This is a genomic window from Microbispora sp. H10949 (genome assembly GCF_014161435.1).
Classification (GTDB): Bacteria; Actinomycetota; Actinomycetes; order Streptosporangiales; family Streptosporangiaceae; genus Microbispora; species Microbispora triticiradicis.
Genome location: NZ_JABBWZ010000001.1, coordinates 59289 through 84759, shown reverse-complemented (window position 1 = coordinate 84759; position 25471 = coordinate 59289). Strand labels below are relative to the sequence as shown.

Below are 25471 nucleotides of genomic sequence, written 5' to 3'. Positions count from 1 at the left end.
GCCCCGCCATCCCGTGCTTGCCGGCATCCCGTGATCCCCGGCTGGCATCGTAACGAGAGCGTCATGCCCCGGCAAAGGTGCGGCGGGGTGACGTGCGGCTGCCCCTCGCGCCAGGCCGTGGGCGGGACCCCGGCGTGCGGAGGGGACCGGAAATGTCGGTGGCCGCGCGTAGGTTATGGAGTGTGAACGGCGGCGGGCCGGGCGCGTCCCCGGTTCCCGCCCGGCGGGCGGGGCGAGCGAGGAGCTGAGCGGCGATGACATCCATGATGGACCTGAAGCGCAGGGTCGCGCCCTTCCAGGTCGTCACCGACATGACGCCGTCCGGCGACCAGCCCACGGCGATCGCGGAGCTGGAGCGCCGGGTCGACGCCGGAGAGAAGGACACGGTCCTGCTCGGCGCGACCGGCACCGGCAAGACGGCCACGGTCGCGTGGCTCATCGAGCGGGTCCAGCGGCCGACGCTGGTCATGCAGCCGAACAAGACGCTCGCCGCCCAGTTCGCCAACGAGCTGCGCGAGATGCTGCCGAACAACGCGGTCGAATACTTCGTGTCGTACTACGACTACTACCAGCCCGAGGCGTACGTCCCGCAGAGCGACACCTACATCGAGAAGGACTCCTCGATCAACGAGGAGGTCGAGCGGCTGCGTCACTCGGCCACCTGGTCGCTGGTGTCCCGGCGCGACGTCGTGGTGGTCGCCTCGGTCTCCTGCATCTACGGCCTGGGCACCCCGCAGGAGTACGTCGACCGGATGGTCAAGCTCAAGGTCGGCCAGCAGATGGACCGCGACCAGCTGCTGCGCAAGCTCGTCGACATGCAGTACGCCCGCAACGACCTCGCCTTCACCCGTGGGACGTTCCGGGTGCGCGGCGACACGGTCGAGGTCATCCCGGTCTACCAGGAGCTGGCCGTCCGCATCGAGATGTTCGGCGACGAGATCGAGAAGCTCGCGACGCTCCACCCGCTGACGGGCGAGGTCGTCGCCGAGGACGAAGAGCTGCACATCTTCCCCGCGTCGCACTACGTGGCCGGCCCCGAGCGGATGGAGCGGGCCATCGGCGGCATCGAGGCCGAGCTCTCCGAGCGGCTGGCCGAGCTGGAACGGCAGGGCAAGCTGCTGGAGGCCCAGCGGCTGCGCATGCGCACCACCTACGACATCGAGATGATGCGCCAGGTCGGCACCTGCGCCGGCATCGAGAACTACTCCCGGCACATCGACGGGCGTGGGCCCGGGACGGCGCCGCACACGCTGCTCGACTTCTTCCCCGACGACTTCCTGCTCGTGCTGGACGAGTCACACCAGACCGTCCCGCAGATCGGCGCCATGTACGAGGGAGACGCCTCGCGCAAGCGGACCCTCGTCGACCACGGGTTCCGCCTGCCGTCGGCCATGGACAACCGCCCGCTGAAGTGGGAGGAGTTCCTGGAGCGCATCGGCCAGACCGTCTACCTGTCCGCCACCCCGGGGCCGTACGAGCTGGGCCGCAGCAAGGGCGACGTGGTCGAGCAGGTCATCCGCCCGACCGGCCTGGTGGACCCCGAAGTGGTCATCAAGCCGACCAAGGGCCAGATCGACGATCTCATGGAGGAGATCCGGGCCCGGGCGGAGCGGGACGAGCGGGTCCTGGTCACCACCCTCACCAAGAAGATGGCCGAGGACCTGACCGACTACCTGCTCGAGAACGGCATCCGGGTCCGCTACCTGCACAGCGAGGTCGACACGCTGCGCCGTATCGAGCTGCTGCGCGAGCTGCGGATGGGCGAGTTCGACGTGCTCGTCGGCATCAACCTGCTGCGTGAGGGCCTCGACCTGCCCGAGGTGTCGCTGGTGTCGATCCTCGACGCCGACAAGGAGGGTTTCCTGCGCTCGGAGACCTCGCTGATCCAGACCATCGGCCGCGCGGCGCGAAACGTGTCCGGCCAGGTCCACATGTACGCCGACAAGGTCACCCCCAGCATGGAGCGGGCGATCGAGGAGACCAACCGGCGCCGGGCCAAGCAGGTCGCCTACAACGAGGCCAACGGCATCGACCCGCAGCCGCTGCGCAAGAAGATCGCCGACATCCTCGACAGCCTGGTCCGCGAGGACGCCGACACCGCCCAGCTTCTCGGCGGCGCCGGGCGTCAGCAGTCACGCGGCAAGGCGCCGGTGCCGGGGGTCGCGTCCCGCGGCGCGGGCCAGCACGCGAAGGCGATCGCGGGCGAGATGCCCCGCGCCCAGCTGGAGTCGCTGATCGAGTCGCTCACCGAGCAGATGCACACCGCCGCCGCCGACCTGCAGTTCGAGGTGGCCGCCCGGCTGCGCGACGAGATCAAGGAGCTCAAGCGGGAGGTCCGCGACATGCGCGAGGCCGGCGTGAAGTAACGCCCCCCCCCGGCGTTCACCCCACGGCCCCGGCCCTTCCGGTGCGGACCGGCGTCACGTGACGCCGGTCCGCGGCCGGGTCCGGGCCTGCACGCGGCCGTGGGGTGAGCCTCAGCTGTAGGCGGCCTGGCGCAGCGCGTTGTCCAGCGCGACGCGGGCGGCGTCCGTCAGGTTGCGGTCGTAGGTCACCACCACCGATATGCCGTTGTCCCACATCGCGAAGAAGGCGCTGAAGGCGGTCGGCCGGGTCGCCCTGGACTGCCAGTTCCCGTGGTGGAACACGTTGCGGCCGTGCGCCGTGGGCACCACGAACACACCCAGCGACGCGGCCGGCCTGCCGCTGACGGCGGAGGCGTCGATGAAGCGGTGCGCCGCGGGGCTGAGCAGCCGGGCGCGCGGGTCGAAGGCGCGGGCGAACATCGCGTAGTCGACCGCCGAGATCTCCCAGCCGCCGAACGCCTTCATGGCGCGGGTGCCGGGACCGATCCTGCCGGTCGCGCCACGCGGCGCCAGCGCCATCCGGCGGCGGTAGCTCTCGTACGGCTGCCCGGTGACACTCTGGATGACGAGACCGAGGATCGCGTAGTTGATGTTGTTGTAGACCTCGTCGTGCTTGGCGCTGATCGGCCGAGACAGGGCGCGGCGCACGAGGGTCACGTCGGAGTACGAGGCGTTCCTGACGCCGACCAGCCCGCTCTGTGTGGGGTCGTAGGTGATCCCGCTGGTGTGCCGGAGAAGCTGCTCGATGGTGATGTTGCGCGCCGTCCGGCTCGCCCGGTACCCCAGACGCAGCCGGAAACTCCGCGGCATGGCCGCGAGCCGCGTGTCGAACCGGAGCCGCCCGTTGTCGATGAGCGACATGAGGCACACGGCGGTGATCGGCTTCGACAGCGAGGCCACGTTGACGGGTTTCTCCGCCGATATCTCGTTGTAGCCGTAGGAGCCGACGAGGGCGTTGTCGCGCATCACGGCGAGCCCGGCGTTGCTGACGCCGTTGGCGGTCATCCACTGGTGCAGCGCGGCGTCGATGCGGTCCTGGACGCCCGCCCGTGCCGCGGCACGGGTGTCGGTCAGGGTGCCGGCGGGGAGCGGCGCGGAGACCAGCACCGCCGCCGCCGTCAGGATCGGCGCCACGGCGCGCCTCAGCGAAGTGATCACGGGGAACCTCCGGGGTGGTCGAGACGAGGGACTCAGGAGTGGGGACACGGGTCACGGCCGATACGAGGAAGCCGGGGCCGGCCCTCGGCGGAGGCCCGCTCTGTGAGGGAAGGGCGTCGGTGCGGGCGTGTTGTCACGTTCCATCGATCAGGACCATCCGGAAATCACCGAAATAGTGATGTTTTTCTGGCCAACCGTCGGCAAGTGAGGCGGATGGGGTCGCGAAGGCGTAGGCAGGAGCGAACCGCCGGGGACATGGAGCCGGGGTCGTCCGTTGAGGGGAAGGCGGGAGTTTCCCGTCGCATCGAGGAGGTGGCTCATGTTCGCGGCGCTCACCGGGCTCGGGCTGTCGACCGCGGCCGGGCTCAACGCGTACATCCCGTTGCTGCTCGTCGGCGTGCTGGCGCGCGTGACCGACGCGGTGCGGCTGCCGCACGAGTACGCCTGGCTGTCCGACACCTGGGTCCTCGCGATCATCGCGGTGCTGCTGGTCGCCGAGTTCGTCCTCGACAAGGTGCCGGTGGTCGACCACGTCAACGACATGATCCAGACGGCGGTGCGGCCGGCGTCCGGCGGGGTGGTCTTCAGCGCCACGGCCGCGGCGGCGAAGCTCGACGACTCGGCCTGGATGGCCGATCACCCGGCGGTGGGCTGGATCCTGGGCATCGCGGTGGCCCTCGCCGTACATCTGCTGAAGGCCGGGGCCCGGCCGGTGGTCAACGCCACCACGGCCGGCGTCGGCGCGCCGGTGGTGAGCACGGTCGAGGACGTCGGCTCGCTCGGGATGAGCCTGATCGCGATCTTCTTGCCGGTGCTCGTCGTGGTGGCGCTGGCCGTGCTGGCGTTCGTCGCCTGGCGGGTGCTGCGCCGCGTACGAAGGTTCAAGGAGGCGCGCCGCGCCCGGGCGGCGTCCCCGCCTGTCTGACCCGTGCCGCCTGTCTGACCCGTGCTGCGCCCGGATTCTGTCCGGGCCCCGCTCCGACAGGCGCCGGCCCGGGCCGGACGCGAACCGGCCGGAGGGCAGGTGTCAGCCCATGAACTGGCTCAGGTCCAGGTCGATGTCCACGTCGAACCCGGCGTACGTGACGAGGCGCTTGCGGTGGATCCCCGTCGGCACGTACGCCTTGACGCTCGGCTCCAGCTCGAACGTGTACGCGACGGCGTGCTGGTCCTCCTGCTCCACCCGCCAGAGGTATCTGATGCCGGCGTTCGAGTACTTGATCGGCTTCGTCAGCCGGTCCCTCTCCGCCGACTCGGGCGACACCACCTCGACGACGAGATGAACGTCCTCGGGCTTGAAGGACGTTGTCCTGAGATCGGGGAGCGCGCTGCGCTTCACGACCATGAGGTCGGGTTCGGGTCGCTGGCGCAGGCCCAGGGTGACGCTCATCTCGCGGACGACGCACAAGTCCTGCGGTGGGGTGAGCTCCCGCTCAAGCAGCCTGAGCGTGAACATGTGGAAGGCCGTCTGGGGGGACATCATGATGAGGGACCCATCGATCAGCTCGATGTGGGGAGGCGCGTCAGGGGGCAGACGGTCGAGCATGTCAGCGGTCCACCCGCCGGGCGGACCGGGATAGAACCACTCGGGGAAAGCCGCGGTCATCCAAGGCCTCCTCTCCCTGGGGTGATCACTCGACATCATCATCCTGCCACGAGCCGTAACCGCAGGCGAGTGGTTCCGTGGACGGGGACCGCCGTCGTCCGATCCGGTCATGGGCGAGGGTGCGCGTACGTCGGCCGCTGGGCGCTCGTACTCGCCGCGGGGGGTGGTGGGCCGTGCGGATCGCGGCCGTGGAGGGGTGGGTCAGGACAGTGGGGCGGGTCTGCCTGCTGGATGCGGCGGGGAGAGCGGGGTGCGGGCGATGGCGGAGGGGCTGTGCCAGCCGAGGCCGGGGGAGTGGCGGCGGACGACCTTGGCGGGCACGCCGGCGATCACCGAGTGGTCCGGGAACTCGCCGCGTACGACCGCGCCGCCCGCGACCACCGACTGTCGGCCGATCCGGGTCCCGGGCAGGATGATCGCCCCCGTGCCGATCCAGGACCCCGAGCCGATCGAGACCGGCCTGTTACGCGGCCACTGGCGGCCGATGGGCGTCTCGGGGTCGTCGTACACGTGGTTCTGGTCGGTGATGTAGACGTAGGGGCCCGTGAACACGTCGTCGCCGATGTCGATCGACTGGTGGCCCACGATGTGGCTGCCCCGGCCGATCGAGCAGCCTCCGCCGATCCGGACGATCGAGTCGGGGCCCAGGTCCACGCCGGGCCCCATCCCGGCGGAGATCGAGACCCGCTCCCCGACCAGCGTGTGCGGTCCGATCTCGATCCACTGCTCACCGAAGATCGCGCCCTGGGGGAACGAGATGCACACTCCCTCGCCGAGGCTGCGGAACCGGTATGCGCCGGTGGCGGCGGGGGTCACCGCCGCCGCCTCCCGCACGTAGGGCCACCAGTGGTGGACCATGCGGCCGACGGCGCGCTTCACGAACGACATAACGCGACAAGTTACCGCTTGGTCGTCTTGTCCCGCTATTGCGGATTAGTGCACGTGACAAGCCCAATGTTGCCCAGCGTTTGATATTCTGAGAGCCCGTGGGCAGGCGGCGTCCATCCGGAGCGCCGGTTCTACAAACGACCACGGGAGTGTTCCTTGCGCAGCGCCGCACAAACCAAGCATCTGTTCGTCACCGGCGGCGTCGCCTCCAGTCTCGGCAAGGGGCTCACGGCCTCCAGCCTCGGGCGCCTCCTCAAGCTACGCGGTCTCCGCGTCACGATGCAGAAGCTCGACCCCTACCTGAACGTCGACCCCGGCACGATGAACCCCTTCCAGCACGGCGAGGTGTTCGTGACGGACGACGGCGCCGAGACCGACCTCGACGTCGGCCACTACGAGCGGTTCCTCGACACGGAGCTGCACGGCTCCGCCAACGTCACCACCGGCCAGGTGTACTCCAACGTCATCGCCAAGGAGCGGCGCGGGGAGTACCTGGGCGACACCGTGCAGGTGATCCCGCACATCACCAACGAGATCAAGGACCGCATCCGGGGCATGGCGGGCCCGGACGTGGACGTGGTCATCACCGAGGTGGGCGGCACGGTCGGCGACATCGAGTCGCTGCCGTTCCTGGAGGCCGTCCGGCAGGTCCGCCACGAGGTCGGCCGCGACAACGTCTTCTTCCTGCACGTCTCCCTGCTGCCGTACATCGGCCCGAGCGGGGAGCTGAAGACCAAGCCCACGCAGCACTCGGTCGCCGCGCTGCGCAGCATCGGCATCCAGCCCGACGCGATCGTCTGCCGGTCCGACCGCCCGATCACCTCCTCGCTCAAGCGCAAGATCAGCCTGATGTGCGACGTGGACGAGGACGCGGTGGTCTCGGCCGTCGACGCCGCGTCGATCTACGACATCCCGAAGGTGCTGCACACCGAGGGGCTCGACGCGTACGTGGTGCGCCGGCTCGGCCTGCCGTTCCGCGACGTGAACTGGACCGAGTGGGACCAGCTCCTGCGCCGGGTCCACCGGCCCGCCAAGGAGGTCACGATCGCGCTGGTCGGCAAGTACATCGACCTGCCCGACGCGTACCTGTCGGTGACCGAGGCGCTGCGCGCGGGCGGCTTCGCCAACGACGCGCGGGTCAACATCCGCTGGGTCAAGAGCGACGACTGCGAGACGCCCGAAGGCGCGGCCCGCGAGCTGGACGGCGTCGACGGCGTGCTGGTCCCCGGCGGTTTCGGGGTGCGCGGCATCGAGGGCAAGGTCGGCGCCATCCGGCACGCCCGCGAACGGCGCGTCCCGCTGCTCGGCATCTGCCTCGGCATGCAGTGCATGGTCATCGACGCGGCCCGCCACCTGGCCGGGATCGAGGACGCCGACAGCACCGAGTTCGACGCCGAGACCGCCGACCCGGTCATCTCGACCATGGCCGACCAGAAGGACGTGGTCGCCGGCGAGCGCGACATGGGCGGCACGATGCGGCTCGGCCTCTACCCGGCCAAGCTCACGGACGGCTCGCTCGCCCGGCGCCTGTACGGCAAGGCGAAGGTGGAGGAGCGGCACCGGCACCGCTACGAGGTCAACAACTCCTACCGCGACCAGCTGGAGAAGGCCGGCATGGTGTTCTCCGGGCTGTCGCCGGACGGCCGCCTCGTGGAGTACGCCGAGCTGTCGACCGACCTGCACCCGTTCTTCATCGGCACGCAGGCGCACCCGGAGTTCCGCTCCCGGCCGACCCGATCGCATCCCCTGTTCACGGGTCTGGTCCAGGCCGCCCTCGAGTACGCGGGCGAGCGCGAGAACGCGGCGAAGGCGGGACGGGCCAAGTGAACGCCGAGGACGCGGAGATCATGGAGAACGCAGGGACCGTGGACGCGCTGAACGTGGAGGACGTCGAGGAGTCCTGGAACGTCGTCGCCACCACCCGGCACTTCGCCGGGCGGGTCATCTCGGTGCGCACCGACACCGTGGAGATGCCCGGCGGCGTCGTCGCCGACCGCGACTACGTCGTCCACCCCGGCTCGGTCGCGGTGGTCGCGCTGGACGACGAGGACCGGGTGCTGCTGATCCGCCAGTACCGCCACCCGATGCGGCGCCTGATGTGGGAACTCCCGGCCGGCATCCGGGACGTGCCGGGGGAGCCGCTGGTGGAGTGCGCGGCACGTGAGCTCGCCGAGGAGGCCGCCTACCGGGCGCGCACGTGGCACACGCTGGTCGACCTCGCCACCTCGCCCGGCATGTCGGACGAGCGGATCCGGATCTTCCTCGCCCGCAACGTGGAGCCGATCCCCGACGAGGAGAACACCTACGTGCGCGAGCACGAGGAGACCGACATGCCGGCGGTCTGGATTCCCCTGGTCACGGCGGTCGAGAAGGCGCTGAGCGGAATGATCCACAATTCTCCCGCCGTCGCCGGTATCCTCGCGGCGTACGCTGCTTCCGCCGACGGATTCAAGGGCCTTCGTCCCGCCGGCGCGCCGGAGGCATGAGTCCGTAGGAGACGTCCTGAGCGAGCCCGAGGCGGTGCTGTCCAGTTACCTCGCCCATCTGGCGGTGGAACGGGGGCTGTCTGCCAACACGCTCGCGTCCTACCGGCGGGACCTGCGCCGATACGTCGAGTACCTCCGGGCGCGCGGGCTGGAGACGTTCGGGCAGGTCGCCGAGGCGGACGTGGTCGCCTTCCTCGCCGCGCTGCGGGAGGGCGACGACGACCACCCCGCGCTGGTCGCCAGTTCGGCCGCCCGCGCCGTGTCGGCCGTACGCGGCCTGCACCGCTTCGCGCTGCGGGAGGGCGTGGCCGGGCACGACCCGGCCCACGAGGTGCGCCCGCCGCGCCAGCTCCGCAGGCTCCCCAAGGCGATCACCGTGGCGGAGGTGGAGCGGCTCATCGCCGCGTGCGGGCCGGAGGACGCCCCGCTCGCCCTGCGCAACCGGGCGCTGCTGGAGGTCCTGTACGCCACCGGCGCCCGGATCTCCGAGGCGGTGGGGCTGGCGGTGGACGACGTGCCCGCGGGCCACGCCGGGGGCCGTCACCTCGGCCTCGACAGCCGCCAGGACCACGACCAGGTGCGGCTGCGCGGCAAGGGCGGGCGGAGCAGGATCGTGCCCCTCGGCCGATTCGCCCGCCAGGCGCTCGACGCGTACCTGGTCAGGGCGCGGCCCGGGCTCGCCGCGCACGGCCGGGGCACCTCCGCGCTGTTCCTCAACGCGCGGGGCGGGCGGCTGACCCGGCAGGGCGCGTGGGAGGTGCTGCAGCTGGCGGCGGAACGGGCCGGGCTGTCCGGCGTATCACCGCACATGTTGCGACATTCGTTCGCAACCCACCTCCTCGACGGCGGAGCCGACGTTAGGGTTGTCCAGGAGTTGCTCGGCCACGCCTCGGTGACCACCACGCAGGTGTACACCTTGGTGACGGTCGACAAGCTCCGCGAGGTCTACGCGGCGGCGCATCCCCGCGCCCTGCATTGAGGCACGCATCCGCGGACGCGTGGCGCGCCGCCTTGCCGCATACGTGCCGACCCTTTAGATTCGATCAGGTTCGAGGCCGTCAGGGGAGGACCAACAGGTGACTGCGACCACAGAGCCGACGTGGACCGCGAGGTCTCCAGGCGGTGCGATCGGGCCTACCGGCCGTCCCACCCCCGTGTTCCCCGATCCGACACCGCCGGAGTCCCACGGACCCGCGCGGATCGTCGCGATGGTGAACCAGAAGGGCGGCGTCGGCAAGACGACGACCACCATCAACCTGGGCGCCGCGCTCGCCGAGGTGGGGCAGCGGGTGCTGCTGGTGGACTTCGACCCCCAGGGCGCGCTGTCGGTGGGGCTCGGCATCGACCCCCGGCCGCTCGAGGCGACGGTCTACGACCTCATCATGGAGGAGCCCGACGTCACCGTCGAGGACGTACTGCTCGACACCACCGTCGACGGCATGCAACTCCTGCCGAGCAACATCTTCCTGTCCGGCGCGGAGATCAGGCTCGTAAACGAGGTCGCGCGTGAGTACGCCCTGCAGCGGGCGCTGGAGCCCCTGCTGCCGCACTACGACATCTGCCTGATCGACTGCCAGCCGTCGCTCGGCCTGCTGACGGTCAACGCGCTGACCTGCGCGCACAGCGTGATGATCCCGCTGGAGTGCGAGTTCTTCGCGCTGCGCGGCGTGGCGCTGCTGATGGAGTCGATCGGCAAGGTCCAGGAGCGGCTCAACAAGAGCCTGGAGATCGACGGCCTGCTCGCCACCATGTACGACCCCCGGACGCTGCACGCCCGCGAGGTCCTTTCGACGATCATGCAGGGCTTCGGCGACAAGGTGTTCCACACCGTCATCAACCGTACGGTGCGGTTCCCGGACGCCACCCTCGCGGGAGAGCCCATCACCCAGTTCGACCCCGGCTCGATGGGCGCCACCGCCTACCGCGAGCTGGCCCGTGAGCTGCTGGCCAGGTGGCCCGCCCGCGTCTGACCATGACGATGTAGGTGCCGGCGCTCGCGCCGGTGGAGGACAATGGCAGGCGTGACGACCGGCCAGGAGACGGACCAGGGGAGCGGGGAGAGCGCGCCGGGCGGCTTCCAGGTCCATCTGGACGTCTTCGAAGGCCCCTTCGACCTGCTGCTCGGGCTGATCTCCAAGCACAAGCTGGACATCACCGAGGTCTCCCTGCACAAGGTCACCGACGAGTTCATCGCGTACATCCGGTCGCGGGGACCCGAGTGGGACCTCGACCAGACGAGCCACTTCCTGCTGGTCGCGGCCACCCTGCTCGACCTCAAGGCGGCCCGGCTGCTGCCCACCGGCGAGGTGGAGGACGAGGAGGACCTCGCCCTGCTGGAAGCCCGTGACCTGCTGTTCGCCCGGCTGCTGCAGTACCGCGCGTACAAGGAGGTCGCGAAGATCTTCTCGGGGCGGATGGCCGAGGAGGCGTTGCGCTTCCCGCGCGCGGTGCCGATGGAGAAGCGCTTCGCCGACCTGCTGCCCGAACTCGTGCTCGGCATCGGGCCCGCGCAGCTCGCCAGGATCGCCGCCAGGGCCTTCACGCCCAAGGCGCCGCCGTCGGTGTCGGTCGCGCACATCTACCAACCGCTCGCCAGCGTCCGGGAACAAGCCGCTATCCTTGTGGAGCGGCTGAGGCGGGTGCAGACGGCGACCTTCCGGGCACTGACCGCCGACTGCTCGGGGACGTTCGAGGTCGTCGCCCGGTTCCTGGCCGTCCTTGAGCTGTTCAGGGAGGCCGCGGTCTCCTTCGAGCAGGTCGAACCGCTCGGTGACCTGTACGTCACCTGGACGGGAACCGCCGACGGCGACGTCACGGTCGGCGACGACTACGACGAGGGCCGGAGCGAGGAGCGACCGGCGGAGCCGTCCGGCGCACCGGAGGAGTGACCCGCCCGCGCCGGGCGCGGTGACGCGGCGGAGACGGCGCGCCGGAGGCGGAACCACGGACGACGAGCGAGGAGCGATGAAAGCGAGCGGCATCCCCGGTTCCACCGACGGCACAGACGGCGCTCCGGACACCCGCGCCACTCACGTGGCGCCCGGGCCCGCCGGCGACCCCACACTCGCCGCCGAGGTCGCGCCGTCCCTGGCGGACGACGCCGGATCCGGCGGCGAGGAGACGCCTTCGGAGGGGCCGTCGCTCGCCCAGGCGCTCGAGGCGATCCTGATGGTGGTGGACGAACCGGTCGCGGAGATCACCCTCGCGCAGGTGCTCGAACGCCCGACGGCGGAGGTCGCCGCCGCGCTCCGCACGCTGTCGGCGGAATACACGGCGTCCGGGCGGGGTTTCGACCTTCGGGAGGTGGCCGGAGGCTGGCGCTTCTACACCAGGGCGGAGTGTGCCGCGTTGGTGGAGAGGTTCGTCAGGGACGGCCAGCAGGCGCGGCTCACACAGGCCGCACTGGAGACCCTCGCCGTGGTCGCCTACCGGCAGCCGGTCAGCCGGGCCCGGGTGGCGGCGGTGCGCGGCGTGAGCAGCGACGGCGTCATGCGGACGCTGGTCGCACGAGGCCTCGTGGAAGAGGCCGGAACCGACCCGGAGAGCCAGGCGGTGCTCTACCGGACGACGAGTTACTTCCTGGAGAGACTGGGGCTGCGGAGCCTCGACGAGCTTCCCGAGCTCGCCCCGTTCCTCCCGGACGACGTGGAAATTCTTGAGGAGCAGAAGTAGTGGACAACAGGCGTGGCACCCCGTCCGGTGAGGGACGCGGTCGGAGCCGGAGCACCGGTCAGCAGGGCGCGAGCGCGCGTGGATCCCGTGGCGGGTCCGGCGGCTTCCGTCCCCAGGACGACCGGCGCGGCGGTTCCCGCGTCCCTGGTTCCCGGTCCGGGTACGGTTCCGACTCCAGGCAGGACTTCAGGTCCGACTCTCGATCCGACTCTCGATCCGACTTCAGGCGGTCCCGCGACGAGGGCGCCCCGCGCGGCGACCGGTACGGCGACCGTCCTGCCAGGGACGCGCGTGCAGGGGACGCCCGTGGTGGCGACCGCCGCGACGCCCGCCCCGGCGGCCGGCGTTTCGGCGATGACAACCGCACGTCGTTCCGCGCCGAGCGGGGCGGCTCGCGTGGCGGGTACGGCAGGCCCGAGGCCGGCCGCTCCGGCGACCGCGACCGCGACGGTGGGCGCGGCTTCGGCCGTGACCGTGATTTCGGCCCTGAGCGTGGTTCCGACCGCGACCGTGGTTCCGACCGTGACCGTGGTGGTTTCGGGCGTGACCGCGACGGCGGGCGCGGCTTCGACCGCTCAGGTGGCTCCGACCGTGCGCGCGGTTTCGGCCGTGACCGCGACGGTGGCCGTGGCTTCGACCGCGACTCCACCCGTGACTCTGGCCGGGACTCTGGCCGGGACCGGGACGGCGGCCGTGGTTTCGACCGCGACTCCGGCAGGGAGCGTGGCGGACGTGAGTTTCCGTCCGCGGGCCGCTCCACCTTCCGTACGGAGGGGGCCGGGACGCGCGGGCGGTACGGCAGGCCGGAAGGCGGCCGGGACGGTCTGCGGGACCGTGGGACGGACAGGGGGACGGACCGCGGCTCCGACCGCCCCTTCCGCGGCGGCGAGGACCGCGCCGACGGATACGCCGGCCGGAGCGCCGGTGGCGACCGGGACTCCTGGCGCGGTGATCGGGAAGTCCGCGGCGACCGGGACTCCCGCACCGGCCGCGGCACCGACCGGGACGGCCGCGCCGAGCGGGGCGACCGGAACGAGCGGGCCGGTTTCCGTGCGGCCCGCGGCGGGGCCGGGACCCGGCGTGACGAGGTGCAGACGATCGGCCGCACCGGTGGCGCGACGCGGGGCCGCTTCGGCGGCACCGAGGGGGGCGCACGGCGCCCGGTGCGCGGCGCCGGCGCGGGCCGTCCCTCCGGCGCCGGGTCGGCAGGGGGCCGGGGCACGGGCGGCCGGAGCACGGGCGGTACGGGCGCAGGGGCCCGGAGTGCAGGGGTCCGGGGAACGCAGGGCAACCCGTTCAAGACGTCCCGGCAGCCGCTGCGCGACCCCGACTTCTATGACGAGAACTACACCGACGAGCGCGACACCACCGAGGTGCCGGGCGGCGACCGGCTCCAGAAGGTGCTCGCCCAGGCCGGGGTGGCCAGCAGGCGGGCCTGCGAGGAGCTGATCGGCGACGGCCGGGTGACGGTGGACGGCCAGACCGTGCGCCGCTTCGGCGCCCGCGTCGATCCCAACAAGCAGGTCATCCACGTGGACGGCAAGCGGATCCCGACCTCCGCCGAGACCGTCTACTACGCGCTCAACAAGCCGATCGGCGTGGTGAGCACGATGGACGACCCCGAGGGCCGGCCGTGCCTGCACGACTACGTGCAGGACCTCGCGCCCCGGCTGTTCCACGTCGGGCGTCTCGACACCGAGACCGAGGGCCTGCTGCTGTTCACCAACGACGGTGAGCTGGCCCACCGGCTGACCCACCCGAGCTTCGGCGTACAGAAGAAGTACTGGGCCAAGGTGCCCGGCCCCGTCTCGCGCGACCTGCACAAGGTGCTGCGCAAGGGCGTGGAGCTGGAGGACGGCCTGGCCAAGGTCGACGAGTTCCGGATCGTGCAGGAGCACGGCCAGCAGGCGCTGGTCGAGATCGTGCTGCACGAGGGACGCAAGCACATCGTCCGGCGGCTGCTGGAGGCGGTCGGGCACCGCGTGATCGACCTGGCCCGCATCGAGTTCGGCCCGGTCAAGCTCGGCCGGCTGAAGCCGGGCACGGTGCGCACGCTCACCGTTCAGGAGATCGGCGAGCTGTACGCGGCGGTCGGCCTGTAGCCTGGCAAAACTGCGGGCATACACCCGCAATCCGGGCAGAATTAAGCCGAACAGGCGGTAGATGGGCCGCGCTCGTCGTCACGGCGGGCCGGCCCGTCTCAGCGAGAGGGGAACGACATGGTGCGGGCGATTCGCGGAGCCGTCCAGGTCGAGGGCAACGATCGTGACGCGATCCTCGCCGGGACGACGGAACTGGTGAGCGAGGTGATGGGCCGCAACAACCTCACCACCGACGACGTCATCAGCGTGATCTTCACGTGCACGCCCGACCTCACCGCGGAGTTCCCCGCCCTCGCCGCGCGCAAGCTCGGGTTCCACGACGTCCCCCTGCTGTGCGCGACCGAGATCGACGTGCCGGGCGCGCTCCCGCGCGTGGTGCGGCTCATGGCCCACGTGCAGACCGACCGGCCGCGGCAGGAGATCCAGCACGTGTACCTGCGCGGCGCCCTGGCGCTTCGCGTGGACATCGCCCAGTAGGGAGACGGTCCGGGCCACAGGTCCGGCAGAACGGGATTCTCCCATCCACAGGCATTCGCCCGCGGGCCGCGTCCCCGGGACGGTGACGGCAGGAAGAGCACGATGACTCCCATCGAGGGCGCCGGGATCGGCAGCGTGGTCGTTGTCGGGACGGGCCTCATCGGCACGTCCATCGCACTGGCGCTGCGGCAGCGGGACCTGCGGGTCTTCCTCGCCGACCGGGACGCCGGAGCCGTACGGCTGGCGCGTGAGCTGGGCGCGGGGGAGGACTGGACGGGCGCGCGGCAGGTGGATCTCGCGGTCGTCGCGGTGCCGCCCCAGTTCGTCGCGCAGCAGCTGCTCGACCTGCAGAAGCAGGGCGCCGCCCGCTTCTACACGGACGTGGCCAGCGTGAAGGTCCTTCCGCTGGCCCAGGCGGCCCAGCTCGGCTGCGACCTGACGACGTACGTCGCGGGGCATCCGCTGGCCGGCCGCGAGCGGTCCGGTCCCGCGGCGGCCCGGGCCGACCTGTTCCTCGGCCGCCCGTGGGCGTACTGCCCGACGGAGGACGCCGCGCCCGAGGCGGTGGCGGCGGTGCGGGAGCTCATCGACCTGTGCGGCGGCAACGCCGTGCGGGTGGACGCCGGCGAGCACGACCGGGCCGTGGCGGTCGTCTCGCACGCTCCCCACGTGACCGCCGCGGCCGTGGCCGCCCGGCTGGCCGAGGCGCCGGAGACGGCGCTCGGGCTGTCGGGGCAGGGCGTGCGCGACGTCACCCGGATCGCCGCCAGTGATCCGGCGCTGTGGATGGGCATCCTCTCGGGCAACGCGCTGCCGGTGGCCGAGGTGCTGGAGGCGGTGGCGGACGACCTCGGCGCCGCCGCCCGATCGCTGCGCGCGCTGGCGGGCGACGGCGCGGCCATGGACCAGATCGCCGACCTGCTGGCACGCGGGGTGCGCGGCACCGGCAGGATCCCCGGCAAGCACGGCGGCCCGGCGCGCACGTACGCGGTGGTGCAGGTGCTCATCGGCGACCGTCCGGGCGAGCTGGCCCGCCTGGTTCAGGCGGCGGGCGAGACGGGCCTCAACATCGAGGACATCCGGCTGGAGCACGCCCCCGGCCTGCCGCTCGGCGCAGCCGAGCTGTACGTCCAGCCGGAGGCGGCGGCCCCGCTGTCGGAGGCCCTGCGTGAGCGCGGCTGGCAGGTCGCCGGCTAGACCGGCCCGCCCGCCCCGGCCGGTGACCTCCGGGCAGACCGGGCGAACGCCCGGCCCCTGACCGGGAGGCCCCGGACCGGCGGGCCTCCGCCCGGCCGCCGATGCATGCTTTCCCGCGGTATCCCGGTAGCCTCGGGGACGACGATTCCGAAGGAGAAGGAGAGACCGGTGTCGGGTCTGGTCGTCGCGATGGACGGTCCCTCGGGGTCGGGCAAGTCGAGCGCGTCGCGGGGCGTCGCGCGGGCGCTCGGCCTGCGTTACCTCGACACGGGCGCCATGTACCGGGCGGTCACGTGGTGGATGCTCCAGCGGGGCGTCGACCTGGAGGACCCCGCGGCGATCGCCGCGAGGTCGGCCGAGCCCGCGCTGACGATGACCACCGATCCGGACGCGCCGGGTGTCGCCGTCGACGGCGTCGACGTCAACGGGCCGATCCGCGGCGCCGAGGTCACCGGCGCGGTGTCGGCCGTGAGCGCGGTGCCCGAGGTGCGCCGCCGGCTCGTGGCCCTGCAGCGGGAGATCATCGCGAGTTCCCTGCCGGGCGGGGGGATCGTGGTCGAGGGGCGCGACATCGGCACCGTGGTCGCGCCGGACGCGCCGGTCAAGATCTACCTCACCGCGAGCGCCGACGCCCGCGCGCTGCGCCGTACGGCGGAGCTGGAGGGGACGAGCGTGGAGGCGCAGAGGGCCGCGATGGCCCGCCGCGACACCCTCGACTCGACGCGCAAGGCCGACCCGCTGGCGAAGGCCGCGGACGCGGTGGAGCTCGACACCACGCCGCTGGACCTGGACGAGGTCATCGCCGAGGTGCTCCGGATCGTCAAGGAGCGGGTCTGACGGATGAGGCAGGGTATGGACGTGACGGTGGAGTACGACGAGGACGAGGGCGGCTGGATCGAGGCCGAGCTCGCCGAGCTGTCCGCCGAGGAGGCGGAGCGGGAGCCCGATTCGGGCCCGCTGCCGGTCGTCGCCGTGGTGGGGCGCCCCAACGTCGGCAAGTCGACGCTGGTCAACCGCATCATCGGCCGTCGTGAGGCGGTCGTGGAGGACGTGCCCGGGGTGACCCGCGACCGGGTGACCTACGAGGCCACCTGGCGGGGGCGGCGGTTCACGCTGGTGGACACCGGCGGCTGGGACCCGGACGCGACCGGCATGGCCCTGCGCATCGCCGAGCAGGCGCAGATCGCGGCCGAGCTGGCCGACGTGATCCTTTTCGTGGTGGACGCGAGCGTCGGGGTCACCGACTCCGACGAGGCCGTCGGGGCGGTCCTGCGCCGCGCGGGCAAGCCCGTCGTGCTGGCCGCCAACAAGGTCGACAACCAGCAGATGGAGCTGGAGGCGTCCGGGCTGTGGTCGCTCGGCCTGGGCGAGCCGCGCCCGGTCTCGGCCCTGCACGGCCGCGCCAGTGGCGACCTGCTCGACGTGGTGCTCGACGCGCTGCCGGAGACGCCGCCGCAGACGTTCGGCGAGCGGCGCGGCCCGCGCCGGATCGCGCTGCTCGGCAAGCCCAACGTGGGCAAGTCGTCGCTGCTCAACAAGGTCGCCGGAGAGGAGCGGGTGCTGGTCGACCCGATGGCCGGCACCACCCGCGACCCGGTGGACGAGCTGGTCGAGCTGGGCGGCACGACGTACCGCTTCATCGACACCGCCGGCATCCGGCGGCGCGACCGTGAGCTCAAGGGCGCGGACTTCTACGCGGCGATGCGCACCCGGGCCGCGCTGGAGCGGGCGGAGGTCGCGGTCGTGCTGATCGACGCCTCCGACGTGCTGACCGAGCAGGACCTTCGGATCATCGGCCTGGTCATCGAGTCGGGCCGGGCGATGGTGGTCGCGTTCAACAAGTGGGACCTGGTCGACGAGGACCGGCGTTACTACCTGGAGAAGGAGATCGACCGGCAGCTCGTCCGCACGCCCTGGGCGCTGCGGGTGAACATCTCCGCGAAGACCGGCCGTCACGTCGAGAAGCTCGCCCCGGCCATCGAACGGGCGCTGGAGTCGTGGGGCACGCGGGTGCCGACGGCCCGGCTCAACCAGTTTCTCACCGAGCTGGTGCAGGCCACGCCGCCGCCGGTGCGCGGAGGCAGGCAGCCGAAGATCCTGTTCGCCACCCAGGCCTCGACCGAGCCGCCGAAGTTCGTGCTGTTCACCTCGGCGTTCCTGGAGGAGACCTACCGCCGCTTCATCGAGCGCCGCATCCGCGAGGAGTTCGGCTTCGCCGGCTCCCCGATCGACGTCACGATGAAGATCCGGGAGAAGCGCAAGAAGAAGTGACCCCACCGGCCGCGCGCCGCGGAAGCCGTGGTCGTGGCCGGGGTCGTGGCGGTGGCCGGGGTCAGACTCCGGAGCCGCGCCGGGAACTAGCGGACGGCCGGGCGGCGGCAGACAGCAGGGTGAGCGCCGCCTGGCGGGCCTGCTCGCCCGTGCCGGCCGTGCCGTGGTGCGCCGCGACGGCGGTGGCGCCCTCGACCAGCATGAGCAACTGGCGCCCCAGGAGGGGCGGATCGGTGGCTCCGGCACGCTCGGCGATCCCCGTCAGCAGGTCGAGGTAGCGATCGAGGTGGCGTGCGGTGATGGCGCGCACGGCCTCCACGTGATGCTGGGCCGCCGCGTTCAGCATCGCGCAGCCGCGGAAGACCGGGTCCTCGTACCACTCCCGCAGCGCGTCGAACACCGCGGCGAGCTGGTCACGGGGGTCGTCCCCGGCCTCCGCGGCGGCCTCGGCCAGCCAGCGGGTCACCCGTTCGCTGCGGGCCGTGAGCATGGCCTCCACCAGCCCGTCCTTGGTGCCGAAGTGCCGGTAGAGCGTCTCCTTCGACACCCCGATCGAAGCGCACAGCTCGGCCACGCCGACGCCGTCGAGCCCACGTTCGTACAGCACGGGGGTGGCCGCCTCCAGGATGGCGGCACGGGTGCGCTCCGGGTCGATCGTCGAGCCCTTGGGAACCGGCATACCTAGATGGTACCGATCGGTTCGATGTATTGCTACGATCTGAGATCGTACCGATCGGTTCGATCTCTGGAGTGTCATGCCCCACCTCTTCGCCGTAGGCATGCGGGCCGGGCCCGAGACACGGCAGGCGATGCGGCTGGCTCTCGGCACCGCGTCGGCCCTCGGGCTGGCCCGTTTCGCGTACGGGCTGCTCCTGCCGGCGATGCGGGACGAGTTGCGGTGGACCCTGGCCGAAGCCGGAGCGGTGAGCGCCGCCAACGGACTGGGCTACCTGCTCGGTGCGCTGATGACCGCGGCCGCCGTTCGCCGCCGGGGCGCGGCGACCGTCTTCCGATGGGGGACGGTCCTCACCGCGCCGGTGCTCGCGGCCACCGCGACGAGCGACGCCTATCCGGTGCTGCTGGCGGCCCGAGCCGCGGCCGGGACGGCGGGGGCCGCGGTGTTCGTCAGCGGCGGCGTCATCGCCTCACGCCTCGCCGCCCGCGCCGCCTCCGGGACGCCTATCACCGTCTACTTCGCGGGCACCGGGCTGGGCATCGCCGTCGCCGGCGCCGGCATTCCGCCGCTGGGCGGCCATTGGCGGCCGGCCTGGGTCGGCCTGGGCGTGGCCGCCGGGCTGGCGGCACTGGTGAGCTGGACCGCCGCCCAGGCCGGGGAGGAGGCGCCGGCCGTCACCGCCGGGCGGGCTCAGCTGCGCCCACTGCGGGGGATCGCCCTGGCCTACCTGCTGTTCGCCGCCGGTTACATCACGTACATCACCTTCCTGTCCGCCTACCTCGCCGAGGCACCGCTCGGGCAGGTGGTGCTCGCCTGGACGGCGCTCGGCCTGGCGGTGGTGGCGGCGCCCGCCCTGTGGAGCCGTCCGACCACCGGCTGGCCCGGCACCCGGGCACTGACCGTGCTGCTCGGCCTCCTGGCCGCCGCCGGAGCGGCGCCGGCGATGGCGGCGCCCGCACCGCCGGTCGTCCTCGCGTCCGTGGTCGTCTACGGGGCGACGTTCATGGGTGTGCCCGCCGCCGTCACCGCGATCATCAAGGGGAACACCGCGCCCGCGGACTGGACGGCCACGCTGGCGGCGTTCACCACACTCTTCGCGGCCGGGCAGACCGCCGGCCCGTGGCTCGCCGGGCTCGTCGCCGACCACACCTCGGCCGGCGCCGCCCTGGCGTGGACCGCGATCCTGTGCGCGGCGGCGGCCCTGGTCGCCGCCTTCGCCGATCCCACACGTCACACCCCGCCGGGCAGCGCCGAGAAGACGCCCGGAGGGGAAGCGTCCATGAGACAGTGAGGAGCACGACCATGGCGACCTTCGTCCTGATCCCCGGCATGTGTCACGGTGGCTGGTGTTTCCAGGACCTCGTCGAGGACCTGCGCGGCCACGGCCACCGGGCCCTTCCGCTGACGCTCAGCGGAGTGAGCGAACGCGCCCACCTGCTGCGCGGCGGGGTGAACCTGGACACCCACATCCAGGACGTGACCGGCGTGCTGGAGGCCGGGGACGTCCGGGACGCGGTGCTGGCCGGGCACAGCTACGGCGGCATGGTGATGACCGGGGTGGCCGACCGCCTGCCGGGCCGGGTCGCCGCCCTGGCGTACCTCGACGCCTTCGTGCCGGAGGACGGCGACTCCTGCTGGACCCTCGCCTCCGAGCAGGAGCGGCAGTGGTACGCGGACGTGGAGGAGACCGGATACGCCACGCGGCCGCTGCCGTTCTTCGACCCCCGGGCGACCCCGCACCCCGTCGCCTCGCTGCTGCAGCCGCTCCGGCTCACCGGAGGTCTCGCGAGCGTCCGGCGGCGGGTCTACGTGTACGCCGACCGGGACGTGCGGTCCGCCTTCACGAGTACGTACGAGCGGCTGCGCGAGGACCCGTCGTGGACCGTGCACGCGCTGGACAGCGGGCACAACCTCATGCGGGACGTGCCGCGGGAGCTGCTCGGGATCCTGCTCGACGCCGCCGGGCCCGGCGGGCCCGGAACCCCGCCGGCCGCCGGGGGATGGTAGGGCTGGCCCTACCCCCGGGTCTGACGTCCGCAGGATCGATCATCGGCGGGCGAGTCAATAGCGTTGGGGGCATGCGCCGACTTCTCTCCCGTCTGGCCGGTGACACGGTCTACGTCCTCATAGGGTTTCCGCTCGCCGCGATCACGTTCGTCCTCACCGTGGGCGGCCTGTCCGCCGGTGCGGGACTGCTGGTCGTCTGGCTGGGCGTGCCGATCCTCGCGCTCACCCTGCTCATGGCCAGGGGGATGGGTGACGTCGAACGGCTGCGCATGCGGCCGGTACTGGGCCGGGAACTGCCCCGGCCGCGTTACCCGCGCGCGCCGGAGGGCGCGGGCATCCTGCGCCGCACGGTCACGCCGCTCGCCGGGGGCCAGCCCTGGCTCGACGCGCTGCACGGCCTGCTGGCCTTCCCCGTCGCGGTCGCCGCGTTCTGCGTGACCGTCACCTGGTGGGCCGTCTCGCTCTTCGGGCTGACCTACCCGCTGTACGGGTGGATCCTGTCGAACATCCCGGACAACCACGAGCTGCCCGAACTGCTCGGGCTCGGCCGGGGCTACTTCGTGAACAGCGTCTTCTACCTGGCTCTGGGCGCCCTGTCCGCGCTCACGCTCTACCCGGTCGTCCGGTCCTGCGCGCTGATCCAGGCGTCGCTCGGCCGGGCGCTGCTGACCGGCGTCGCCGCGCTGCAGGAGCGCATCGAGGACCTGACCGAGGGCCGCAACGCCGCCGCCCACGCGGAGGCGGACGCGCTGCGCCGCCTGGAGCGGGACATCCACGACGGCCCCCAGCAGCGCCTGGTCCACCTGGCGATGGAGCTGTCGCGGGCGCAGCGGGAGCTGAAGCGGGACGCGACCGCCGCGCACGAGACGATCGGCAACGCCATCAGCGCCACCCGCGAGACGCTCGACGAGCTGCGGGCGCTGTCACGCGGCATCGCCCCGCCGATCCTCGCCGACCGCGGCCTCGCCCCCGCGCTCGCCGCCCTCGCCGGCCGCTGCACGGTCCCGGTGGAGCTGGACGTCCAGACGACCGAGCGGTACCCCGCGCTGATCGAGAACACGATCTACTTCGTCACCGCCGAGGCCCTGACCAACGTGGCCAAGCACAGCAGGGCGACGTCCTGCGTGATCGCGCTGACCCGGATCGGGGACGTCCTGCTGCTCACGATCGGGGATGATGGGGTCGGCGGCGCTCACGTCGCCAAGGGACACGGCCTGTCCGGCCTGGCCGACCGGCTGCGGGCGGTCGACGGCGAGCTGACGGTGCGCTCGCCCGCCGGAGGGCCGACCTCGATCACGGCGGAGGTTCCGTGCGCGTAGTGGTGGCCGACGACGCCGTCCTCATCAGGGAGGGACTCGTCCGCCTGCTGGAGGAGTTCGACTGCGAGGTCGTCGAGACGACCGGAACGGGGGAGGGACTGGTCGAGGCCGTCGTCGCCCACCGGCCGGACGTCTCGGTGGTGGACGTCCGGATGCCGCCGTCGTTCACCGACGAGGGCCTGCGGGCCGCGGTCGAGGCGCGGGAGAAGGTGCCGGGCGCGCCCGTGCTGATCCTGTCGCAGTACGTCGAGGTGTCGTACGCCGACGACCTGCTGGCCGACGCGCGGGGAGCGGTCGGCTACCTGCTGAAGGACCGGGTGGTGGACGTCGAGGAGTTCATGGACGGCCTGCGCCGGGTGGCCGCCGGGGGGACGGTCTTCGACCCGCAGGTCGTCGCCCAGCTGATGGTGCGCCGGCGCCGGGACGACCCGCTGGCCTCGCTGACGCCGCGCGAGCGGGAGGTCCTGGCGCTGATGGCCGAGGGCAGGTCGAACCCCGCGATCGCCCGCCGTTTCGTCGTCACCGAGGGCGCGGTGGAAAAGCACATCCGCGGCATCTTCGCCAAGCTCGGCCTGCACGCGGAGGACGGCGACCAGCACCGCCGCGTCCTGGCGGTGCTGGCCTACCTGCGGTCCTGACGTCGCGCCGCCGCAGGCCCGCCGCAGGATGGCGCGGGGCAGGACGGCGCGGTCAGGCCGGGTGGTTGCCGCCCGTCATGTCGTACGGCGTGGTGACCCCCTCGTACGCGAGATGGAACTCCATGCCCTGCGCGGCGTGCGCGAGATCGTGGCAGTGGGACATCCACACGCCGGGGTTGTCGGCCACGAGGGCGACCTCCCAGACCTCGCCGGGGGCGACGTCGAAGGTGTCCATCGCCAGTCCGGTCGCCGGTACGCCGTTCCGGGACAGGATCCGCACGTGATGGCCGTGCGGGTGCATCGGGTGGGTGTCCGTGCCCCGGTTCACCACCCGGATCCTGACGGTCTGTCCCTGCCGGACGACCGGCGTGGGGATGTTCGGCCACGCCTTGCCGTTCACGGTCTGGGCGAGCCGCGGCAGGCCTCCGGAGACGGCGAGTGTCTTGTCCAGCACCCAGGTCGTCTCCCGGTCGAACCGGGAGGGCAGGGCCGCGGGAGAGCCGTACCGGGTGATGTCGACGATCGGCCCGGCCGCCGGTGGAGGCGTCGCCGGTCCGTTGACCAGCAACGCGGGCCGGTCTCCCGTCGTCAGCAGCACCGGCCCGGAGGGCACGGTGAAGGTCAGGTCGTATCGCCCGCCCGCCGCGAGGTGCAGTCGGGCGCCGTCGAGGTCCGTCGCCCCCGGCACGTCCCCGCCGTCCACCGCCGCGATCCGGTACGGCACGCCGCTCAGGCCGAGGACCACGGGCCGGGTGTCGGTGTTCACCACCCGCAGCCGCGTACGGGCGCCGGGCGCGAGCGTGAGGCGGGTGAGCAGGTCGGACGGCGCGGCGCCGTCCACCGACAGCGTCGGGCGCGAGCCGAAGGTGTGCAGCGCGAGCACGTGGTCCTCGCTCTCCGGCGCGGGGGCCGCCGGGTCGACGACCAGCAGGCCGAAGAGCCCGCGTGGCACGGCGACGCTGGAGTTCTGGTGGCTGTGGTACCAGTACGTGCCGGCGTCCTCGGCGCGGAAGCGGTAGACGTGGGTCTGGCCGGGCCAGACCGCGTCCTGGGTCACGCCGGGCACGCCGTCCTCGGCGGCCGGCACGTCGTACCCGTGCCAGTGGATCGTGACGCCCTGCCCGCTGCCCGCCTGCCCGGTGCCTCCCTGCACCGTGCCTTTTTGCACCGGCAGCCGGTTGCGCAGGACGACCTCGACCAGGTCGCCCTGCCGCACCCGCAGCACTGGCCCCGGCACCTGCCCGTTGAACGACCACGCCTCGGCGCCGCCGCCGGACGGCAGCCGTACGGTCGCGGGCTGGGCGGTGAGCGTGAAGCGGCGGACCCGCTCCCTGGCCCCGGCCGGGCCGCCGGCCGAGGCGGGAGCGGGGCCGCGCAGCAGGTCGACGGAGACGCCGCGCCCGCCCGCGTCGTGCCCCGGGTGGAGATGGCCGCTCGGCCACCCCCCGCCGATGGTCAGGGCGAGAGCGAGGGCGAGCACGCAGGTTCCGGCGGCCTGCCAGCCGTGCCGTGGCGAGCGGGCCGGGCCGAGCAGCCGCCACGTCACTGCGGACGCCGCGGCGAAGAGCGCGAGCACCGCCGCCGCCCCTCCGGTCGTGACCGGATAGGAGACCACGACCGCGCAGGCGATTCCGGCCACCGCGCCGTACGCGGTGACCAGCAGGGGGAACGCGACGATCCGGGTCGAGCCGGTCGAGGAGCCGATCGCCTGGCCGCGCAGCAGGCGGGGCAGGCTGACGGCGGCCGAGACGAGCGCGGGCACGACGACCAGGGGCAGTGCGAGGGTGACCTTCTCCGCCACGAACCACCAGCCCGCTCCGGCCAGGCCGGTGGTGACGGCGACCCTGAGCGCGGTCACGACGATCGCCGCGGCGCACGACGCCGCGGCGATCAGCCGGGTCCGCCGACCGGCCGCGGCGGGTTGCCGCAGCCCGGTCAGGGCGATCCCGGCGGTCGCGGCCCAGGCGGCCGCGACCAGGACGAAAAGGATCTGATCGAGAGCGATCAGCCGAGCGGTGGTCACGCCGCGGCGTGCGCCGGGATCGCGGCGTCGCTCTTCGTCAGGGCGTGGGCCCGCCGGACGAGGACGACGGCCGCGGCGAGGATCGCCACGCCGTCGAGGGCGTGGAAGCCCATGACGAACAGGGAGGCCGTCGTCGTGGCGGTCTCCGTCGCCCCGGCGATCTCGGCCAGCGGGAAGATGACGAACAGCTGCACGGCCACCAGCACGAACGGAAGGATCGCCAGGCCTGCCGTCCGGCCGCCCGCGCGGGCGGCGAGGGCCGCGATCGCGGTCACCAGCGAGACGAGCGGGATGACCATCGTGCCGTTCATGGCGTGGTAGCCGATGGCGGCGTCCGGGTCGCCCGGCGCCGGATGCGGCGTCTCGAACGCGCCGAACGTGGCGAGGTAGAACTGGGCGAGCACGGCGACGAGCTGCACGACGGCGAGACCGAAGAACACCTTGCGCATTGTGGGGCCTCCTGTGAGGTACGGGCGGAGCCCCGGGGGTTCTGCGGGGCGGCGAGCGCCGGAAAGGTACGCGGCCATGGTGGACCCGCGGGTGTCCCGGGCGCCCGGGACACCCGTCCCGCCTCGCCGGGAAGTC

Annotated in this window: 23 protein-coding genes; 17 read left to right on the top strand and 6 right to left on the bottom strand. The window is 72.5% G+C overall.

Annotated features, from left to right (window positions below; translation table 11 throughout):
- Positions 1-254: 254 nt before the first annotated feature.
- Positions 255-2366, top strand: a complete 2112-nt coding sequence (gene uvrB, locus HHX40_RS00390) for an excinuclease ABC subunit UvrB (protein WP_182879005.1) — start codon at positions 255-257, stop codon at positions 2364-2366.
- A gap of 111 nt (positions 2367-2477) precedes the next feature.
- Here uvrB and HHX40_RS00385 read toward each other — a convergent pair whose 3' ends face one another.
- Positions 2478-3524 (bottom strand): serine hydrolase domain-containing protein, encoded by a 1047-nt coding sequence (locus HHX40_RS00385; protein WP_182879004.1) that lies wholly within the window; start codon positions 3522-3524, stop codon positions 2478-2480.
- 319 nt (positions 3525-3843) lie between these two features.
- Between HHX40_RS00385 and HHX40_RS00380 the strand changes: the two genes are divergently transcribed.
- Positions 3844-4449, top strand: a complete 606-nt coding sequence (locus tag HHX40_RS00380; protein WP_117409010.1) for a DUF4126 domain-containing protein — start codon at positions 3844-3846, stop codon at positions 4447-4449.
- A 102-nt stretch (positions 4450-4551) separates the two neighbouring features.
- On the opposite strand, the gene HHX40_RS00375 is transcribed toward HHX40_RS00380, so the two are convergent.
- On the bottom strand, positions 4552-5130 hold the full coding sequence (locus HHX40_RS00375; RefSeq protein WP_182879003.1) for a Uma2 family endonuclease: 579 nt from the start codon (positions 5128-5130) through the stop codon (positions 4552-4554).
- Between the two features lie 201 nt (positions 5131-5331).
- On the bottom strand, positions 5332-6018 hold the full coding sequence (locus tag HHX40_RS00370; protein ID WP_182879002.1) for an acyltransferase: 687 nt from the start codon (positions 6016-6018) through the stop codon (positions 5332-5334).
- 156 nt (positions 6019-6174) lie between these two features.
- Between HHX40_RS00370 and HHX40_RS00365 the strand changes: the two genes are divergently transcribed.
- From HHX40_RS00365 to der, 11 genes are all read left to right on the top strand, one after another.
- Positions 6175-7845 carry a CTP synthase gene (locus HHX40_RS00365; protein WP_117409012.1) on the top strand — a complete coding sequence of 557 codons (1671 nt, stop codon included), beginning with the start codon at positions 6175-6177 and terminating at the stop codon, positions 7843-7845.
- Between the two features lie 20 nt (positions 7846-7865).
- The gene (locus HHX40_RS00360; protein WP_182879452.1) at positions 7866-8504 is read left to right on the top strand and encodes an NUDIX domain-containing protein; all 639 of its coding nucleotides are present in this window, start codon (positions 7866-7868) and stop codon (positions 8502-8504) included.
- A gap of 34 nt (positions 8505-8538) precedes the next feature.
- On the top strand, positions 8539-9483 hold the full coding sequence (locus HHX40_RS00355) for a site-specific tyrosine recombinase XerD (RefSeq protein ID WP_310737879.1): 945 nt from the start codon (positions 8539-8541) through the stop codon (positions 9481-9483).
- A gap of 97 nt (positions 9484-9580) precedes the next feature.
- The gene (locus HHX40_RS00350; protein ID WP_182879001.1) at positions 9581-10474 is read left to right on the top strand and encodes a ParA family protein; all 894 of its coding nucleotides are present in this window, start codon (positions 9581-9583) and stop codon (positions 10472-10474) included.
- A 42-nt stretch (positions 10475-10516) separates the two neighbouring features.
- Entirely contained in the window at positions 10517-11392 is an 876-nt protein-coding gene (locus tag HHX40_RS00345; RefSeq protein ID WP_138462370.1) for a segregation and condensation protein A, read from the top strand.
- 76 nt (positions 11393-11468) lie between these two features.
- Positions 11469-12176 (top strand): SMC-Scp complex subunit ScpB, encoded by a 708-nt coding sequence (gene scpB, locus HHX40_RS00340; protein ID WP_182879000.1) that lies wholly within the window; start codon positions 11469-11471, stop codon positions 12174-12176.
- Complete coding sequence (locus HHX40_RS37490; protein ID WP_182878999.1) at positions 12176-14278, top strand: pseudouridine synthase; 2103 nt, start codon at positions 12176-12178, stop codon at positions 14276-14278. Before scpB ends, HHX40_RS37490 begins: the two co-directional genes overlap by 1 nt.
- Before the next feature lie 117 nt (positions 14279-14395).
- A complete protein-coding gene (aroH, locus tag HHX40_RS00330) occupies positions 14396-14755 on the top strand; it encodes a chorismate mutase (RefSeq protein WP_182878998.1) in 360 nt (119 codons plus the stop codon).
- A 102-nt stretch (positions 14756-14857) separates the two neighbouring features.
- Complete coding sequence (locus HHX40_RS00325) at positions 14858-15952, top strand: prephenate dehydrogenase (RefSeq protein WP_117409019.1); 1095 nt, start codon at positions 14858-14860, stop codon at positions 15950-15952.
- A 168-nt stretch (positions 15953-16120) separates the two neighbouring features.
- Complete coding sequence (gene cmk / locus HHX40_RS00320; RefSeq protein ID WP_396775188.1) at positions 16121-16789, top strand: (d)CMP kinase; 669 nt, start codon at positions 16121-16123, stop codon at positions 16787-16789.
- 15 nt (positions 16790-16804) lie between these two features.
- On the top strand, positions 16805-18223 hold the full coding sequence (der, locus tag HHX40_RS00315) for a ribosome biogenesis GTPase Der (protein WP_259403190.1): 1419 nt from the start codon (positions 16805-16807) through the stop codon (positions 18221-18223).
- A gap of 61 nt (positions 18224-18284) precedes the next feature.
- Here der and HHX40_RS00310 read toward each other — a convergent pair whose 3' ends face one another.
- On the bottom strand, positions 18285-18902 hold the full coding sequence (locus HHX40_RS00310) for a TetR/AcrR family transcriptional regulator (protein WP_138462373.1): 618 nt from the start codon (positions 18900-18902) through the stop codon (positions 18285-18287).
- Between the two features lie 76 nt (positions 18903-18978).
- Between HHX40_RS00310 and HHX40_RS00305 the strand changes: the two genes are divergently transcribed.
- The 4 genes from HHX40_RS00305 to HHX40_RS00290 all read left to right on the top strand — a co-directional run bounded on the left by HHX40_RS00305 (position 18979) and on the right by HHX40_RS00290 (position 22863).
- A complete protein-coding gene (locus HHX40_RS00305; protein WP_259403189.1) occupies positions 18979-20190 on the top strand; it encodes a YbfB/YjiJ family MFS transporter in 1212 nt (403 codons plus the stop codon).
- 11 nt (positions 20191-20201) lie between these two features.
- A complete protein-coding gene (locus tag HHX40_RS00300; RefSeq protein WP_182878996.1) occupies positions 20202-20906 on the top strand; it encodes an alpha/beta fold hydrolase in 705 nt (234 codons plus the stop codon).
- 71 nt (positions 20907-20977) lie between these two features.
- Complete coding sequence (locus HHX40_RS00295) at positions 20978-22225, top strand: sensor histidine kinase (RefSeq protein ID WP_182878995.1); 1248 nt, start codon at positions 20978-20980, stop codon at positions 22223-22225.
- Positions 22216-22863, top strand: coding sequence for a response regulator (locus HHX40_RS00290; protein WP_117409025.1), 648 nt, complete (start codon positions 22216-22218; stop codon positions 22861-22863). The genes HHX40_RS00295 and HHX40_RS00290 overlap by 10 nt, the downstream gene beginning before the upstream one ends.
- Positions 22864-22915: 52 nt before the next feature.
- On the opposite strand, the gene HHX40_RS37485 is transcribed toward HHX40_RS00290, so the two are convergent.
- Both HHX40_RS37485 and HHX40_RS00280 read right to left on the bottom strand, forming a co-directional pair.
- Complete coding sequence (locus HHX40_RS37485; RefSeq protein ID WP_182878994.1) at positions 22916-24886, bottom strand: multicopper oxidase family protein; 1971 nt, start codon at positions 24884-24886, stop codon at positions 22916-22918.
- Positions 24883-25335 (bottom strand): DUF6220 domain-containing protein, encoded by a 453-nt coding sequence (locus tag HHX40_RS00280; protein ID WP_117409027.1) that lies wholly within the window; start codon positions 25333-25335, stop codon positions 24883-24885. Before HHX40_RS00280 ends, HHX40_RS37485 begins: the two co-directional genes overlap by 4 nt.
- Positions 25336-25471: the final 136 nt, after the last annotated feature.

Excerpts from the sequence above, each read along its gene's own strand:
- uvrB (WP_182879005.1), top strand. The coding sequence starts at position 255 with ATGACATCCATGATGGACCTGAAGCGCAGGGTCGCGCCCTTCCAGGTC.
- HHX40_RS00380 (WP_117409010.1), top strand. The coding sequence starts at position 3,844 with ATGTTCGCGGCGCTCACCGGGCTCGGGCTGTCGACCGCGGCCGGGCTC.
- HHX40_RS00375 (WP_182879003.1), bottom strand. The coding sequence starts at position 5,130 with ATGACCGCGGCTTTCCCCGAGTGGTTCTATCCCGGTCCGCCCGGCGGG.
- HHX40_RS00370 (WP_182879002.1), bottom strand. The coding sequence starts at position 6,018 with ATGTCGTTCGTGAAGCGCGCCGTCGGCCGCATGGTCCACCACTGGTGG.
- HHX40_RS00360 (WP_182879452.1), top strand. The coding sequence starts at position 7,866 with ATGGAGAACGCAGGGACCGTGGACGCGCTGAACGTGGAGGACGTCGAG.
- HHX40_RS00345 (WP_138462370.1), top strand. The coding sequence starts at position 10,517 with ATGGCAGGCGTGACGACCGGCCAGGAGACGGACCAGGGGAGCGGGGAG.
- scpB (WP_182879000.1), top strand. The coding sequence starts at position 11,469 with ATGAAAGCGAGCGGCATCCCCGGTTCCACCGACGGCACAGACGGCGCT.
- aroH (WP_182878998.1), top strand. The coding sequence starts at position 14,396 with ATGGTGCGGGCGATTCGCGGAGCCGTCCAGGTCGAGGGCAACGATCGT.
- HHX40_RS00325 (WP_117409019.1), top strand. The coding sequence starts at position 14,858 with ATGACTCCCATCGAGGGCGCCGGGATCGGCAGCGTGGTCGTTGTCGGG.
- der (WP_259403190.1), top strand. The coding sequence starts at position 16,805 with ATGGACGTGACGGTGGAGTACGACGAGGACGAGGGCGGCTGGATCGAG.
- HHX40_RS00310 (WP_138462373.1), bottom strand. The coding sequence starts at position 18,902 with ATGCCGGTTCCCAAGGGCTCGACGATCGACCCGGAGCGCACCCGTGCC.
- HHX40_RS00305 (WP_259403189.1), top strand. The coding sequence starts at position 18,979 with ATGCCCCACCTCTTCGCCGTAGGCATGCGGGCCGGGCCCGAGACACGG.
- HHX40_RS00300 (WP_182878996.1), top strand. The coding sequence starts at position 20,202 with ATGGCGACCTTCGTCCTGATCCCCGGCATGTGTCACGGTGGCTGGTGT.
- HHX40_RS00295 (WP_182878995.1), top strand. The coding sequence starts at position 20,978 with ATGCGCCGACTTCTCTCCCGTCTGGCCGGTGACACGGTCTACGTCCTC.
- HHX40_RS00280 (WP_117409027.1), bottom strand. The coding sequence starts at position 25,335 with ATGCGCAAGGTGTTCTTCGGTCTCGCCGTCGTGCAGCTCGTCGCCGTG.